General features: G+C 72.7%; 8 protein-coding genes and 1 pseudogene. 6 read left to right on the forward strand and 3 right to left on the reverse strand.

Annotated features, from left to right (window positions below):
- Positions 1–20: 20 nt before the first annotated feature.
- The 5 genes from AB0I71_RS19385 to AB0I71_RS19405 all read left to right on the forward strand — a co-directional run bounded on the left by AB0I71_RS19385 (position 21) and on the right by AB0I71_RS19405 (position 7,249).
- Positions 21–3,458, forward strand: a complete 3,438-nt coding sequence (locus AB0I71_RS19385) for an error-prone DNA polymerase (RefSeq protein ID WP_357586428.1) — start codon at positions 21–23, stop codon at positions 3,456–3,458.
- Between the two features lie 48 nt (positions 3,459–3,506).
- Positions 3,507–4,271 (forward strand): methyltransferase domain-containing protein, encoded by a 765-nt coding sequence (locus tag AB0I71_RS19390; RefSeq protein ID WP_357586496.1) that lies wholly within the window; start codon positions 3,507–3,509, stop codon positions 4,269–4,271.
- Positions 4,268–5,440 carry a nucleotide pyrophosphatase/phosphodiesterase family protein gene (locus tag AB0I71_RS19395; protein WP_357586430.1) on the forward strand — a complete coding sequence of 391 codons (1,173 nt, stop codon included), beginning with the start codon at positions 4,268–4,270 and terminating at the stop codon, positions 5,438–5,440. The genes AB0I71_RS19390 and AB0I71_RS19395 overlap by 4 nt, the downstream gene beginning before the upstream one ends.
- A gap of 38 nt (positions 5,441–5,478) precedes the next feature.
- The gene (locus AB0I71_RS19400; RefSeq protein WP_357586432.1) at positions 5,479–6,738 is read left to right on the forward strand and encodes a DNA polymerase IV; all 1,260 of its coding nucleotides are present in this window, start codon (positions 5,479–5,481) and stop codon (positions 6,736–6,738) included.
- Between the two features lie 115 nt (positions 6,739–6,853).
- Positions 6,854–7,249 carry a DUF3040 domain-containing protein gene (locus tag AB0I71_RS19405; RefSeq protein WP_357586434.1) on the forward strand — a complete coding sequence of 132 codons (396 nt, stop codon included), beginning with the start codon at positions 6,854–6,856 and terminating at the stop codon, positions 7,247–7,249.
- Positions 7,250–7,605: 356 nt separating this feature from the next.
- Here AB0I71_RS19405 and AB0I71_RS19410 read toward each other — a convergent pair whose 3' ends face one another.
- The 3 genes from AB0I71_RS19410 to AB0I71_RS19420 are packed head-to-tail and all read right to left on the reverse strand — an operon-like array spanning position 7,606 to position 12,449.
- Positions 7,606–10,077 (reverse strand): DUF3488 and transglutaminase-like domain-containing protein, encoded by a 2,472-nt coding sequence (locus AB0I71_RS19410; RefSeq protein ID WP_357586436.1) that lies wholly within the window; start codon positions 10,075–10,077, stop codon positions 7,606–7,608.
- Positions 10,078–10,093: 16 nt separating this feature from the next.
- Positions 10,094–11,392, reverse strand: coding sequence for a DUF58 domain-containing protein (locus tag AB0I71_RS19415; RefSeq protein WP_357586438.1), 1,299 nt, complete (start codon positions 11,390–11,392; stop codon positions 10,094–10,096).
- 1 nt (position 11,393) lies between these two features.
- A complete protein-coding gene (locus tag AB0I71_RS19420; protein ID WP_357586440.1) occupies positions 11,394–12,449 on the reverse strand; it encodes a MoxR family ATPase in 1,056 nt (351 codons plus the stop codon).
- 387 nt (positions 12,450–12,836) lie between these two features.
- Between AB0I71_RS19420 and AB0I71_RS19425 the strand changes: the two are divergent.
- Positions 12,837–14,330 (forward strand): annotated as a pseudogene (locus tag AB0I71_RS19425) (L-lactate permease); the annotation flags it as partial.
- Positions 14,331–14,337: the final 7 nt, after the last annotated feature.

A 14,337-nucleotide genomic window follows, 5' to 3' on the forward strand; every position in this document is an offset into this window, starting at 1 on the left:
GCGACGGTGAGGTGGCGGCGGTGAGTTTCCACAATCCCCGGCTGCCCTGGTCGGAGTTGGAGCGGGTGCTCTCCGGGCGGTCGGACGGCGGGAAGGGCAGCGACGGCGGGAAGGGCAGCGACGGCGGGAAGGGCAGCGACGGCGGGAAGGGCAGCGGGGGGAAGGGCAGCGGTGCGGAGCGGCACCTGCACGTGGTGGATCCCCTCGCGGTCGACGCCGACGGGGGCGACTCGCCGGCCTGGAGCCGGCGGCGGGAGCACTACCGACCGCCGGAGCTGACCCGGCCCGACGGCGTGCCGCCGTACGCCGAACTGCACGCGCACACCAACTTCAGCTTCCTCGACGGCGCCAGCCACCCCGAGGAACTGGCCGAGGAGGCCGTCCGGTTGGGGCTCAGCGCGCTCGCCGTCACCGACCACGACGGTTTCTACGGTGTGGTGCGCTTCGCCGAGGCGGCCCGCGCGCTGGACCTGCCGACGATCTTCGGAGCGGAGCTGTCCCTCGGCCTGCCCGGCCCACAGAACGGCGTACCCGACCCGCACGGCAACCACCTGCTGGTGCTGGCCCACGGTCACGAGGGGTACGCCCGGCTGGCCACGACGATCGCCCGCGCCCAGCTGCGCGGCGGTGAGAAGGGCCGCCCGGTCTACGGCGAGCTGGAGGAGATCGCCGCCGACCTGCGGGACCACGTGCTGGTGCTCACCGGTTGCCGCAAGGGGCACGTGCCGGCCGCCCTGCTCACCGAGGGGGTCGACGCGGCGGCCCGCGAGCTGGACCGGCTCACCGCGCTGTTCGGCGCGGAGACGGTGGCGGTGGAGCTGACCGACCACGGGCATCCGGTCGACGGTGACCGCAACGACGCCCTGGCCGAGCTGGCGGCCGCCGCCGGGCTGCCCACGGTGGCCACGAACAACGTGCACTACGCGACCCCGGGGCGGCGTCGGCTGGCCACCACACTTGCCGCTGTCCGGGCCCGGCGCAGCCTGGACGAGATCGACGGCTGGCTGCCCGCGGCGGGTACCGCCCATCTGCGGGACGGCGCCGAGATGGCGGCCCGGTTCGCCGCCTACCCGGGCGCGGTGGCCCGGGCCGCCGAGTTCGGCGCCGAGCTGGCCTTCGATCTCCAACTCGTCGCGCCACAGCTACCGGCGTACCCGGTGCCGCCGGGGCACAGCGAGATGAGCTGGCTGCGTCACCTCACCGAGCAGGGTGCGCGGGAGCGCTACGGCCCGCGCGAGGCGCACCCGCAGGCGTACGCGCAGCTCGACCACGAGCTGAACATGATCGAGGAACTGGGGTTCCCCGGTTACTTCCTGGTGGTGTACGACATCGTCGCGTTCTGCCGGCGGGCGGACATCTACTGCCAGGGCCGGGGTTCGGCGGCGAACTCGGCGGTCTGCTACGCGCTGCGGATCACAAACGTGGACGCGGTCCGGCACCGGCTGCTGTTCGAACGGTTCCTGGCTCCCGAGCGGGACGGGCCGCCCGACATCGACGTGGACATCGAGTCCGACCGCCGGGAGGAGGTCATTCAGCACGTCTACACCCGGTACGGCCGGGAGCACACCGCCCAGGTCGCCAACGTGATCTCCTACCGGCCCCGCTCGGCGGTGCGGGACGTGGCCAAGGCGTTCGGCTTCCCACCCGGCCAGCAGGACGCCTGGAGCAAGCAGATCGACAGGTGGGGCGACGTGGCCACGGTGGACGTACCGGAGATCCCCGAGCAGGTGGTCGCGTACGCCAACGAACTCCAGACGTTCCCCCGGCACCTGGGCATCCACTCCGGCGGCATGGTGATCTGCGACCGGCCGGTGATCGAGGTCTGCCCGGTGGAGTGGGGGCGGATGCCCGGCCGCAGCGTGCTCCAGTGGGACAAGGACGACTGCGCCGCCGTCGGCCTGGTCAAGTTCGACCTGCTCGGCCTCGGCATGCTGTCGGCCCTGCACTACGGCTACGACATGATCGGGATGAGCCTGGATCTCGGGGACATGGCGCTTGACGACCCCGAGGTCTACGACATGCTCTGCCGGGCCGACTCGGTCGGGGTGTTCCAGGTGGAGAGCCGGGCCCAGATGGCCACCCTGCCCCGGCTCAAGCCCCGGACGTTCTACGACCTGGTGGTCGAGGTGGCGCTGATCCGGCCGGGGCCGATCCAGGGCGGCTCGGTGCATCCGTACATCCGGCGCAAGAACGGCCAGGAGCCGGTGACCTACCCGCATCCGCTGATGCGCAACGCGCTGGAGAAGACCCTCGGCGTGCCACTGTTCCAGGAGCAGCTGATGCAGCTCGCCATCGACCTGGCCGGCTTCGACGCGGCCGAGGCCGACCAGTTGCGCCGGGCGATGGGCGCCAAACGGTCGGTACAGCGGATGGAGAAGATCGCCGACCGGCTCTACCGGGGCATGGCCGAGCGCGGCATCACCGGCGAACTGGCCGACGACGTCTACCGCAAGCTCACCGCGTTCGCCAGCTACGGCTTCCCGGAGAGCCACGCGATGAGCTTCGCCTACCTGGTCTACGCCAGTTCCTGGCTGAAGCGCTACCACCCGGGTCCGTTCCTGGCCGCGCTGCTGAGCGCCCAGCCGATGGGTTTCTACTCGCCGCAGACCCTTGTCGACGACGCCCGCCGGCACGGTGTGGAGGTCCGCCGTCCGGACGTCAACGCCAGTGGTGCGAAGCCGGTGCTGGAGTCCACCCCGGACACCCGCTGGGGCAGCCGGGCGGGGGAGCCGCCGCACGCCTGGGGGCTGGGCGGTCCGGCGGTCCGGCTCGGGCTGTCCAGCGTGCGTACCCTCGGCGACGGTGTGGCCGAGCGGATCGAGGCCGAGCGGGTGGCGAACGGCCCGTACCGCGACATGCCGGACCTGGCCCGGCGGGTGGGGCTGACCGCCGCACAGTTGGAGGCGCTGGCCACCGCGGACGCCTTCGCCTGTTTCGGGTTGACCCGGCGGCAGGCGCTCTGGGCGGCCGGCGCGGCGGCCCAGGAGCGGCCCGGCCGGCTGCCCGGCACGGTGACCGGTACGGCGGCGCCCGTCCTGCCCGGGATGGAGGAGGTGGACCGACTGGTCGCCGACGTCTGGGCCACCGGGTTGTCGCCGGAGAGCCATCCGGCCCGGTTCATCCGTGCGCAGCTGGAGGCCGTCGGCGCGGTGCCGATCGACAGGTTGGGCCGGGTGGAACCGGGGCGGCGGATCCGGGTCGGCGGGATCGTCACCCACCGGCAGCGGCCGGCGACCGCAGGTGGGGTCACCTTCCTCAACCTGGAGGACGAGACAGGCATGCTCAACGTCACCTGCTCGCCGGGGCTGTGGCAGCGGCATCGGCGGGTGGCCCGCACCAGCGCGGCGTTGGTGGTGCGGGGACGGCTGCAGCGGCACGAGGGGGTGGTCAACCTGGTCGCCGACCGGTTGGACGCGATCGAACCACCGGTCCGCCCCACCTCCCGCGACTTCCGCTGACGGCAGGCGACGGCAGGCAGGTGGTGCCCCCTGGCGATCTGGTCCCGGCTGACTAGGCTCGACCGGGTGGAACAGACCCCAGGCCCGGCCGGGCCGCCGCTCACCCCCCGTACCGCCGTGGTCTGGTCGGTGCTGCGCGCCGAGTTGGACCGCCGGCCGGCCGCCGAGCTGACCGTGCTGGACGTGGGGGGTGGCACCGGTGGCTTCGCGGTGCCGCTGGCCCGGGCCGGGCACCGGGTGACAGTTGTCGACGCCAGTCCCGACGCGCTCGCCGCGCTCAGTCGCCGGGCCGCGGAGGCCGGGGTGGCCGGGCGGGTACGCGCGGTGCAGGGTGACGGCGACGCGCTGGCCGGGTTGATCGAGCCGGCAAGCGTCGACCTGGTGCTCTGCCATGCCGTGCTGGAGGTCGTCGACGACCCGGCACCTGTGGTGTCCGCGCTGGCCGGCGTACTGCGGCCGGGCGGTGCGGCGAGCGTGCTGGTCGCCGGGCGGGCCGCCGCGGTGCTCGGCCGGGCCATGAACGGGCACCTGGACCTGGCGGCGACGCTGGCCGCCGATCCGGCGGGCGCCGCCGGCGCCCGGGACACCCTGCGTCGCCGTTTCGACGTCGAGGGCGCCGCCGCGCTGCTGGCCGCCGCCGGGCTCACCGTCGAGGAGATCCACGGCGTACGCGTCCTCGCCGACCTGCTGCCCGCGGCGGTGGCGGACGGTCAGGCCGCTGCCCTTGTCGAGTTGGAGCGGACGCTGGCCGCGCGACCACCCTGGCGGGACATGGCGGCCCAGCTGCACCTGTTCGCCCGCCGCCCGGCATGACCGGCGTGGTCGGCCGGGCCCGGCCGCTGGAGGTCGTCGCGCCGGGGTACGGCGGCGGAAGCCTCGCCGACGTGCTGCCCAGCGCGCTTGCCGTGCTCGGTGTCCCCGGCGTCGCGGACCCGCTCGGCCTCGCCGCCGAACTGTCCGAGGTGCGCCGAATCGCGGTGCTGCTTGTCGACGGCCTGGGCTGGTACCAGATCCCGACCGCCGCACCGTACGCGCCGACCCTGACCGGGTTGACCGCCGCGTCGGGCCGACCGCTCACCTCCGGTTTCCCCTCCACCACCCCGACCAGCCTGGTCACCCTGGGCACCGGAGTGGCGCCCGGTGCGCACGGGGTGCTCGGCTTCACCGTGCGCGTTCCGGGCACCGAGCGGGTGCTCAACCACATCGAGTGGCTCGACGGCGATCCCGATCCGCTGCGCTGGCAGCCGGTGCCCACCCAGCTGGAACGGGCCCGGGCGGCGGGGGTGGCGGTCACCGTGGTGAGTCGGCCGGAGTTCGGCGGCACCGGCCTGACCCTGGCCGCGAACCGGGGCGGTGACTACCGCGGTGCGGCCGGGGTCGACGCGGTGGCCGCCACCACGTTGGCCGCGCTGACCGCCGGACCCGGCCCGACCCTGGTCTCCGCCTACCACCCGGACGTCGACCGGCACGGTCACCTCAGCGGCGTCGACTCGCTGCCGTGGCGGGTGGCGGTCACCGAGTTGGACGGGTTGCTGGCCCGGCTGGTGGACGGGCTGCCGTCCGACGCCGCGCTGCTGGTCACCGCCGACCACGGGCAACTCGACATCCCCGAGGGGGACCGGTTCGACCTGGACACCGATCCCCGGCTGACCGACGGGGTGCGGGTGGTCGCCGGCGAACCCCGGGTGCGCTACCTGCATGTCGCCCCGGGGGCCACCGCCGACGTGGTGGCTGCCTGGTCGGCCGTGCTCGGCACCGCCGCCCGGGTGTTGACCCGGGAGGAGGCGGTGGCCAGCGGCCGGTTCGGTCCGGTGACCACCGGCCACCTGGACCGGATCGGCGACGTCGTGGTGGTCTGCAACGACACGTACGCCGTGCTGGCCAGTCGGTCGGAACCGCCGATGGTGTCCCGGCTGGTGGCCTTCCACGGTGCGGACACGGCGGCCGAGATGACGATTCCGCTGCTGGTGGTGCGGGGCTGACCGGCCGGAATGTCACAGCCGCGGGCTAACCTGCGCGGGTGGGCCGCAGCCAGTCGCTACCCCGGGGCGGCGATTCCCGGTTCGGGCCCGGCGCCGACGACGCCGGGTGCCCGATCCTGCACGTCGACATGGACGCCTTCTACGCCTCGGTGGAGGTCCGTCACCGACCCGAGCTGCGCGGCCGGGCCGTGGTGGTCGGCGGGGTCGGTCCGCGCGGCGTGGTCAGTTCGGCCAGCTACGAGGCCCGGCGGTACGGCGTACGCAGCGCCATGCCCACGATGCGGGCCCGCGCGCTCTGCCCGCACGCGGTCTTCCTCGCCCCCGACTTCGCCAGCTACTCGGCGGCCTCGCGGGCGGTCATGCAGATATTCCGGGACGTCACGCCGCTGGTCGAGCCACTCTCCCTGGACGAGGCGTTCCTCGACGTCGCCGGCGCCCGGCGACTGTTCGGCCGGCCGGCGGCGATCGCCCGTGGCATCCGGGAGCGGGTCGCCGAGGAGCAGGGGCTGACCTGCTCGGTGGGGGTCGCACCGAGCAAGTTCGTGGCCAAGCTCGGCTCGACCCGGGCCAAGCCCGACGGTCTGCTCGTGGTGCCGGCCGACCGGGTGCTCGAGTTCCTCCACCCGCTTCCGGTCGGCGCGCTGTGGGGGGTGGGGGAGCGCTCCGAGCAGGCGCTGCTGCGGCTCGGTCTGCGTACCGTCGGTGACCTCGCGCAGGCTCCGCTGGGGATGCTGCGGACCGCGATCGGCGAGGCGGCCGCCGCGCACCTGCACGAGCTGTCCTGGGGTCGCGACCCACGCCGGGTCAGCCCGGAGCAGGCGGAGAAGTCGATCGGCGCGGAGGTCACCTTCGACGTGGACGTCGACGATCCGGCCGAGATCCGCCGTACGCTGCTGGCCCTGGCCGAGAAGGTCGGTGCCCGGCTGCGGGCCGGCGGGCAGGTGGGCCGGACGGTCTCGCTCAAGGTGCGGACCGCCGATTTCCGCACCGTGAGTCGGGCACGCACCCTGGACGTGCCCACCGACGTGGCCCGGGAGATGTTCGACACGTCATGGGCGCTCTACACCGCGCTGAACCCGGGTGAGCGGATCCGCCTGCTCGGTGTCCGGGCGGAGGGATTGTCGGCGGCGGCCGAGACGCCGCGGCAGCTCGCGCTCGGGCAGCCGGAGCGGGGCTGGCGGGAAGCGGAGGTCGCCGCCGACGCGGCGGCTGCCCGTTTCGGGCGGTCCGTCATAGGACCGGCCAGTCTTCTCAGCGGGCGCGATCCCCGACGAAATGAAAATCCGACCCGGCCGTAGGTCGTCCCGCTTTCCGACGCGCGAGGGCCCTCGTAGACTTGCGGGTAAGCAGCCGGTTGGCTGCCACGGTCTGTCGGTCCGACCGGACCGACCAACGTGACCGGGGAGGAGTGCCGTGCCGCTCTCGGAGCACGAGCAGCGGCTGTTCGAGCAGATCGAGCGGTCGCTTGCCGAGGACCCCAAATTCGCCTCGGCCGTGCGCGCCAGCGATCCGCGCTTCCACGCGCGGCGTCGCCTGCTCGTCGCTGCCGGCATGATCATCGCTGGCCTGGCGTTGCTGGTCTATGGCGCGGTGATCAAGACTCCGCCGCTGGCAGTGGCGGGATTCGTTGTCATGCTGGCCTCGGCCGCGTTCGCGGTGCAGTCGCACCGTCGGGCGCAGTCACCCGACCTGCACGTCGTCGGGGGCACGGCGAGTCGTCGCCGGTCCCGGGGCCGTGCCGGCCGGAGGTCGGGTTTCCTCGACCGGATGGAGGACCGGTGGCGGCAGCGCCCGGAGGGGCACCGCTGATCCCGTTCCACAGCTGACGAGGAAGCACGTCACCCCGGGCTCGACCGCCCGGGGTGAGCGACGCGCGACCGGCCAGGGTGCCGTTCGAGGCTTCGTGTTGCCCGTCGTAGGCCCCCAGGCCCGCCCGGCCGGTTGTCGGTGGGCGCGTCGGGGTGGGCTGACAGGGCACTCAACGTCATGTCGAGGTGACATTTTCATGTCACCTCGACGTGTTCCCGAATGGGAAACCCGGGCTGCCGGTCACTTTCCGTCACAGGGTGTCCAGCACCAGACCGACGCCGATCAGGTGGACCCGTTGTGACCACCGATCGGCGGGCCGTTGCCGGCGACCCGGATGGTGTCGCCGGCAACGGGGATCAGCGACCCGCGCGGCTGGCGATCAGCCGGCGCGGACTGAACCGCAGCAGCCTCCGGCGCACCTGGCCGCCGGAGTTGACAAGTCGTGACGAGTTGTCGGCGATGGCGGTGCGCCACCGGTACAGCACCGACGGCGGCAGTACTGTCGCCACCAACCGGGTCCGCCGGTCCGCCTGCTCGGCGAGCGCACCGCGCACCGTCCGCAGGGCGGCCGGCAGCGGTTCCCCGGTCAACGGGTCCCGGGCGTAGCGGGCCCGTTCCTCGGCCCGCCCGAGCAGGCGTACCGCCGATCCGGCGTCGGTCTGCGCGGCCAGCCGCTCCCGGGCCAACCGCTCCGCCGTGGCCCGTGGGGTCTCCGTCCGGTCCACCCCGACCCGGTAGTCGACAAGCGTGTCGATCAGTTCGTCCCAGGCGGCGTGCGCGTCGGCTCGTGCCCGGTCCGGATCGGTGGCGACCACCATGGCTGGTTGCCCGGTCGCGGATGAGGCCGCGTCCGGCGCGTCGACCGTCCGAACCGCCGGTGCCGGCCGGCCTCGACGACGGCGCAGGGCGAGCCGGCGCAGCGCGGGCACGGCGAGCAGGACCAGCAGCGCCAGCAGGCTGGCGGCGACCAGCCAGGGCCAGATGGGCCGCTGCTCCACAGGAGCGTCGGAGCCGAGCGCCGCGCCCGGGTCCTCGCCCTCCTCGAACTGGTTCGGTCCCTGCTCCGCCTCGGTCGACGGATCCGTCTCGTCGGGTGTGTCCGAGGTGCCGCCCTGCGGCGTGCTCTCCTCCGGGGCGTCCACGTCCGGTGCCCACGCCGAGCGGGTCGAGCCCGGCACGCCGTAGGCCGGCGTGGCGTCGAAGGGCACCCAACCGATCTGGTCGAAGTAGACCTCCGTCCAGGCGTGCAGGTTGCGGTTGGTCAGGGTGAGCCTGTCGTCGCTGCGCCGGCTGCCGTTGGTGAACCCGAAGGCGACCCGCGCGGGGATCCCCGCGTCGCGGACCATCCAGGCCAGCGCCGCGGCGTACTGCTGGCAGTAACCGACCTTGTTCTCCAGGAAGTCGAGGATCGCCTGGCCGCTGGTGCCCTGCTCGGTGCTGAGCCGGTAGCTGAAGCCGTTGTCCTCGGAGAAGTAGTCGTAGATGGCCCGGACCTTGTCGTACTCGGTGCGTGCCCCCCGGATCAGATCCTCCACCAGGGCCCGGACCTCCGGCACGTCCGGCGTCACGGTCTGCTGCCGGCGCAGCGGCAGGTCCGCCGGCAGTGGCTGGGCCCGCCGCAGCGCCTGCGGACTGTACGACGAGCGCACGTAGTCGAAGGAGTACTCCTTGCCCCGGGAGTTCTCCCGGTTGGAGAAGACCACCTGAAGGTTCGGGTCGTAGAACCAGTTGTTGCCCAGCTCGCCGAAGCCGACCGGTTCGGCGTAGACCGGCAGCAGCGGCATGTTCAGCTCCCGGCTCACCTGCACGGTGGCTCGTTGCCGGGTCCGTTCGACACCTGGCAGCGACCGCCCCGACGGATCGGGCAGCTCGCCGGTGACCCGCCTACCGTTGGGGCCGCGCACCCGGAACCCGTCGGTACGCAGGTCGTCGGCGACCCCGAAGCGCAGGTAGAACGGCTCCTCCTCGGTGGTGGTGACCGTCACCAGGTCGGTCACCTGGGACTGGTTGAGCTGTCCACTGAGCGCGGCGAAGAGGTCCACCCGGCCGGGGGAACCCCCGAACCCGGGACCGATACCGGAGCCGGCGCCGGAGTTGAGCGTGGTCATCAGTCCGGCGGTCATTCCCGGCACGGCCAGCGGCACCAGCACGGCCAGCGCGAGGCCCACCACCGCCAGTCGACGCCCGGCGGCGGCAAGTGGCGAGGACTCCCAGACGTCGACGTCGCGGCCGTCGCCGGTGAACCGCCGGCCGAACCGGCGGACCCGGTCCACGTTGTCGGTGACCAGCAGCCACAGGAAACCGGCGGCGCCGATCGCGAACGGCACCGGCGGAACGCTGTCCACGTAGACCGCCACCGGCACCGAGTAGATGGCCAGCATGGGCAGGCCGGCCAGGGCGGGGCGGCGCAGTCCGACGCAGAGCACGTCCACCAGCACCGCCACCCCGCCGATGCCGAGCACGGTGATGAACAGCAACGGATCGGTGTCCGGGACCTTCACGCCGTGGGAGCGCATGTCCTCGACCGAGTTGCCGAGCAGTTCCGCGAAATGCCCGAAGGTTGCCGGCGTGGGCAGCACCGCCAACAGTTCGCTGCCGCTGGGGAACAGCCAGGTCAGGGCGAGCGTGAGGCCGCCGACCATGGCCAGGATCTGCACCCACAGCGGGGTCCGGCCGAGCCGGGCCAGCGCCGCCGCGGCCGCTACCGCGGCCACCGCGATGACTGCCTGGACCAGCCACGTCCAGCGGTCGAAGATGGCCGACAGCGGCGCCGCCGCGAGCAGCGTCGCGCCGGCGGCCACCAGGCCCAGGTTCCGATGGGCGATCATGAGGGGGACCTTCCGTTCATCGCACGCCACCGGCCACGGTCTCGGCCATCGCCGCGCGTAGCGCGAACCCCTGCGAGCCCCGGCCGGCCTGCGGCCACAGCGCCGGCAGTCGGCCGCCGTGGTCGACGCCGATCACCCGCCAACCGGAGTGCAGCAGCGCAAGTGCCGCGGCGTCGTGCGCCTGATCGGCCTCGGCCCGCGCGGGCGTCGGCAGGTTCAGCCAGGCGGAGCTGTCCAGCAGGAAACAGATGCAGGTGGCACCGTTGGCCCGCAGCCCGGCCAACAGTTCCGCCTCGGCCGTGCTCAGCGACCCGAACAGGCCGATGATCAGCCCGCCGTCGGAGCGTTGCCGGAGATGCTGCACCAGGGTGGTGATCTCGACCCGCTGGTCCAGCCGGACCTCCGCGAGCTGGTCGAGCAGCAGGCCGTCACCGGCGCCCTCGGTGGCGTCGACGTCCGCGCCCGAGCCGGTCACCAGGCGCAGCTTGTAGCCGGCCTGCCGCAGGTGCACGGCGACGCTGGCGGCGGCCGAGACCGCCCACTCGAAGCTGGCCGTCGGGCCGTCGCCCTGGTGGCCGTACGCGCGGGTGTCCAGCAGCACCGTGGCCCGGCTCTCCCAGGGCTGTTCCTCCCGCCGCACCATCAGCTCGCCGGTGCGTGCCGTCGACTTCCAGTGCACCCGGCGCAGGTCGTCGCCGCGCCGGTACTCCCGGGTGGCCGCGTCGTCCTCGCCGTGCACCGCCACCGAGCGGGCCCGGCTCTCGCCGCTGCCGGCGTACTCGCCGGGCAGCCGCACCGACGGCAGCGGGACCACCTGCGGGACGACCGTGAGGCGGTCGGTGCCGGGGAAGGCGCGGCTGAGTTCGCAGAGACCGAAGGGATCGGTCATCCGGACCACCAGCGGGCCCACCTCGTACCGGCCACGCACGTCGGCGCGCACCGTGTACGCCACGGAACTGGCCTGGTGCGCGCCGAGACGCTCCAGCACCACCCGGGGCCGGCTGCCGAGGGCGTACGGGAGCCGATCCTCCAGCAGCAGGGTGCCGGTGGGCAGCCGGGACATGTTCTGCAGGCGCAGCACCACCCGGGCGGTCGCGCCGACCGGCACCCGGTGCGGCTCCAGTGACCGGTGGCAGGCGAGCTTGTAGCGGCTGCGGCCGACGTAGAGCGCGGCCAGCAGCGGCAGGACGGCCAGCAGCACGGCCACCCGCAGCAGGTCCTTCTCGCCGAGGATGCCGGCGGAGATGGCCGCCGCCACTGCCGCGGCCAGGAAGGAGCGGCCGCGGGTGGTCAGCCCGCGCAGCCCGTCACGCACGTCACGGCCTCCGGGGCTCGAAGGGGGCCCGGCCGTTACCGCCAGTGGGTGGCCGGGTGTCGTAGGGCGAGCGCTTGCGGTCGTGCGGCAGCGGCAGCCGGTGCACCAGGTCCGCGACGATCGCGTCGGTGGTACGCCGGGCGAGCTGGGCGTCGGCCGTGGGGATGATCCGGTGCGCCAGCACCGGCACGGCGAGGACCTGGAGGTCGTCGGGCAGGACGTAGTCACGCCCGTCGAGGGCGGCCACCGCACGGGCGGTGCGCAGCATCTGCAGCGTGCACCGGGGGGAGGCACCCAGCCGCAGGTCGGGTGACTCGCGGGTGGCGGTGACCAGGTCGACCGCGTACTGCTTGACCGCGTCGGCGACATGCACCTGCCGTACGTGCCCGATCAGCCGGCGTACGGTGTCGGCGTCGGAGACCGGCCGCAGCCCGGAGAGCGGGTCGACCGCACCGTGCCCGTCGAGCATGGCCAGCTCGGCGGTGGGGTCCGGGTAACCCATGGCGATGCGGGCGGTGAACCGGTCGCGTTGCGCCTCCGGCAGCGGGTAGGTGCCCTCCATCTCGATCGGGTTCTGGGTGGCGATCACCATGAACGGCGTCTGCAACTGGTAGGTCACCCCGTCGACGGTGACCTGGCGTTCCTCCATGCATTCCAGCAGCGCGGACTGGGTCTTCGGCGAGGCACGGTTGATCTCGTCGCCGACGACCAGGTTGGCGAAGACGGCGCCCGGGCGGAACTCGAAGTCGTGGGTCTCCTGGTTGTAGACGCTGACTCCGGTGACGTCGCTGGGCAGCAGGTCGGGCGTGAACTGGATGCGGCGTACCGAACAGTCGATCGACCGCGCCAGCGCCTTGGCGAGTTTGGTCTTGCCGACGCCGGGCACGTCCTCGATGAGCAGATGACCCTCGGCGAGCAGGACGGCCAGCGCCAGCCGTACGGTCGCGGTCTTGCCCTCGATGACCTGTTCGATGTTGGTCACGATCGCGTCACTCGCGGCGCGGAACTCGTCGTACGGCAGCAGACCGCCAACTTCGTCCCAGGTCTGTTGTGTCACGGGCCTCCTCCTCGTCGCCGTCACGGCAGCTCTATACAAGAGCACCCGGCCCCGCCGTTTCGTTCGCGAGGGATGAGCCTCATGTGCCGCGGCAATCTCACTGGCCTCTCAGGCTAACCATGTTTGTCGTCAACGCCGACCGCCGCAGGTGTTTGAGCGCTTACGCAGCGATTTGTCATTCACGCAGCGCATGTCGTCGGTTCTGCCGGGTAAGGGAGCCGGAACCAGCCATCCGGGACAGGAGGGACATGCCGGAGACAACCCTGCCGATCAACCTCGGAACCTGGCTGCTGGCGATCAGCCCGATCCTCCTGCTCCTGCTGCTGCTGGCGGTGCTGCGATGGAAGGCGCCGCAGGCCGGCCCGGTCGGCATGTTCCTCGTTCCTCGCCGTCGCGGTCGCCGTGCTGTTCTTCCAGGCGCCGTGGGAGTCCGTCGCGGTCGGTGCCGGCAAGGGTGTCTGGGACGCGGTGTTCATCCTGCTGGTGATCTGGCCGGCGCTGCTGCTCTACCGCATCGGTACCGCCTCCGGTGCCTTCGACGCGCTGCGTCGCGGGTTGTCCCGCTACAGCCGCAACCACGTGTTCCTGGTGCTCGCCTTCGGTTGGGTCTTCGCCTCCTTCATGCAGGGCATCGCCGGCTTCGGCGCGCCCATCGCGATCGTGGCGCCGCTGCTGCTCGCGATCGGGGTGCGGGCCGTCTACGCCGTGGTGATCCCGCTGATCGGGCATGCCTGGGCGAACATGTTCGGCACCCTGGCGGTGGGCTGGCTGGCCACCCTCCAGGTGGTCGATCTCGAGGACGAGCTGACCACCACGCTGATCACCGCGGCGCTGCTGGCCCCGGTGACGCTGATGGCGGGTGCCGCCATCGCCTGGATGGCCGGCAAGGGGCCGGCACTGCGGCTGGCCTGGCCGTTCATTCTGATCATTTCGGCCATCCACGGCGGTCTCCAGTTCGTGATCATGTACTGGGAACCGGTGCTGTCGACCTTCCTCGCCGCCACCGTGGCGCTTGTCGCGCTCTACCCGTTGTCCCGCTGGTCCCGCTACCGGGAACCGGCCCGGAACGTGTCGGACCGTCCGGCGATGAAGGAGGAGGCCGACGAGACGGCCGAGGACGAGGACGAGCGTGCGCCGACGATGAGCCTGTCCTGGGCACTGTTGCCGTACGCGGTGCTCACCGCCGTCGCCGTGTTCACCCTCGCCGTCCCGCCGGTCGAGGCGGTGCTGGACCGCATCGAGTTCGGTCTGCCCTTCCCGGAGGTCAACACGGGCTACGACGTGGTCACCGAGGCGGAACAGCCCTACTCGGCGATCGCCCCGTTCACCCATCCGGGTTTCTCGCTGATCGTCGCGGTGCTGGCCACCTGGCTCGTGTTCCGTGCCAAGGGCTTCTTCGCCGCCCGCACCGAGCGGGAGGGGCGGCAGCCGATCTGGTCGAGCCTGGCGGCCGACGCCACACCGGCGTCGGTGGCGATCCTGTCCTTCCTGATCCTGGCGGGCGTGATGGAGCACTCGGGGCAGACCGACGTGCTGGCCCAGGGCATCGAGCGGATCTCACCGCCCCTGCTGTACGCCTTCGCCGCCAACCTCATCGGCCTGATCGGCGCCTTCATGACCTCCAGCAACACCGCCTCGAACGTGCTGTTCGGCCAGTTGCAGCAGGGCGTGGCGTCGGGTACGGGCCTGTCCGAGAGCGCGGTCATCGGTGCGCAGAGCGCCGGTGGGGCGATCGGCAACGCCATCGCCCCGGCCAACATCGTGCTCGGCACCGGTACCGCCGGCATCGTCGGCCAGGAGGGCGCGGTGCTGCGCAAGACCCTGCCGTGGACTCTCGCCGCCGCCGTGGTGATCGGCCTGCTGACCCTGCTGTTCGTCTGACCGGAAG

This window comes from Micromonospora sp. NPDC049891 (genome assembly GCF_040660295.1).
Lineage (GTDB): Bacteria > Actinomycetota > Actinomycetes > Mycobacteriales > Micromonosporaceae > Micromonospora.

Excerpts from the sequence above, each read along its gene's own strand:
- AB0I71_RS19395 (WP_357586430.1), top strand. The coding sequence starts at position 4,268 with ATGACCGGCGTGGTCGGCCGGGCCCGGCCGCTGGAGGTCGTCGCGCCG.
- AB0I71_RS19410 (WP_357586436.1), bottom strand. The coding sequence starts at position 10,077 with ATGATCGCCCATCGGAACCTGGGCCTGGTGGCCGCCGGCGCGACGCTG.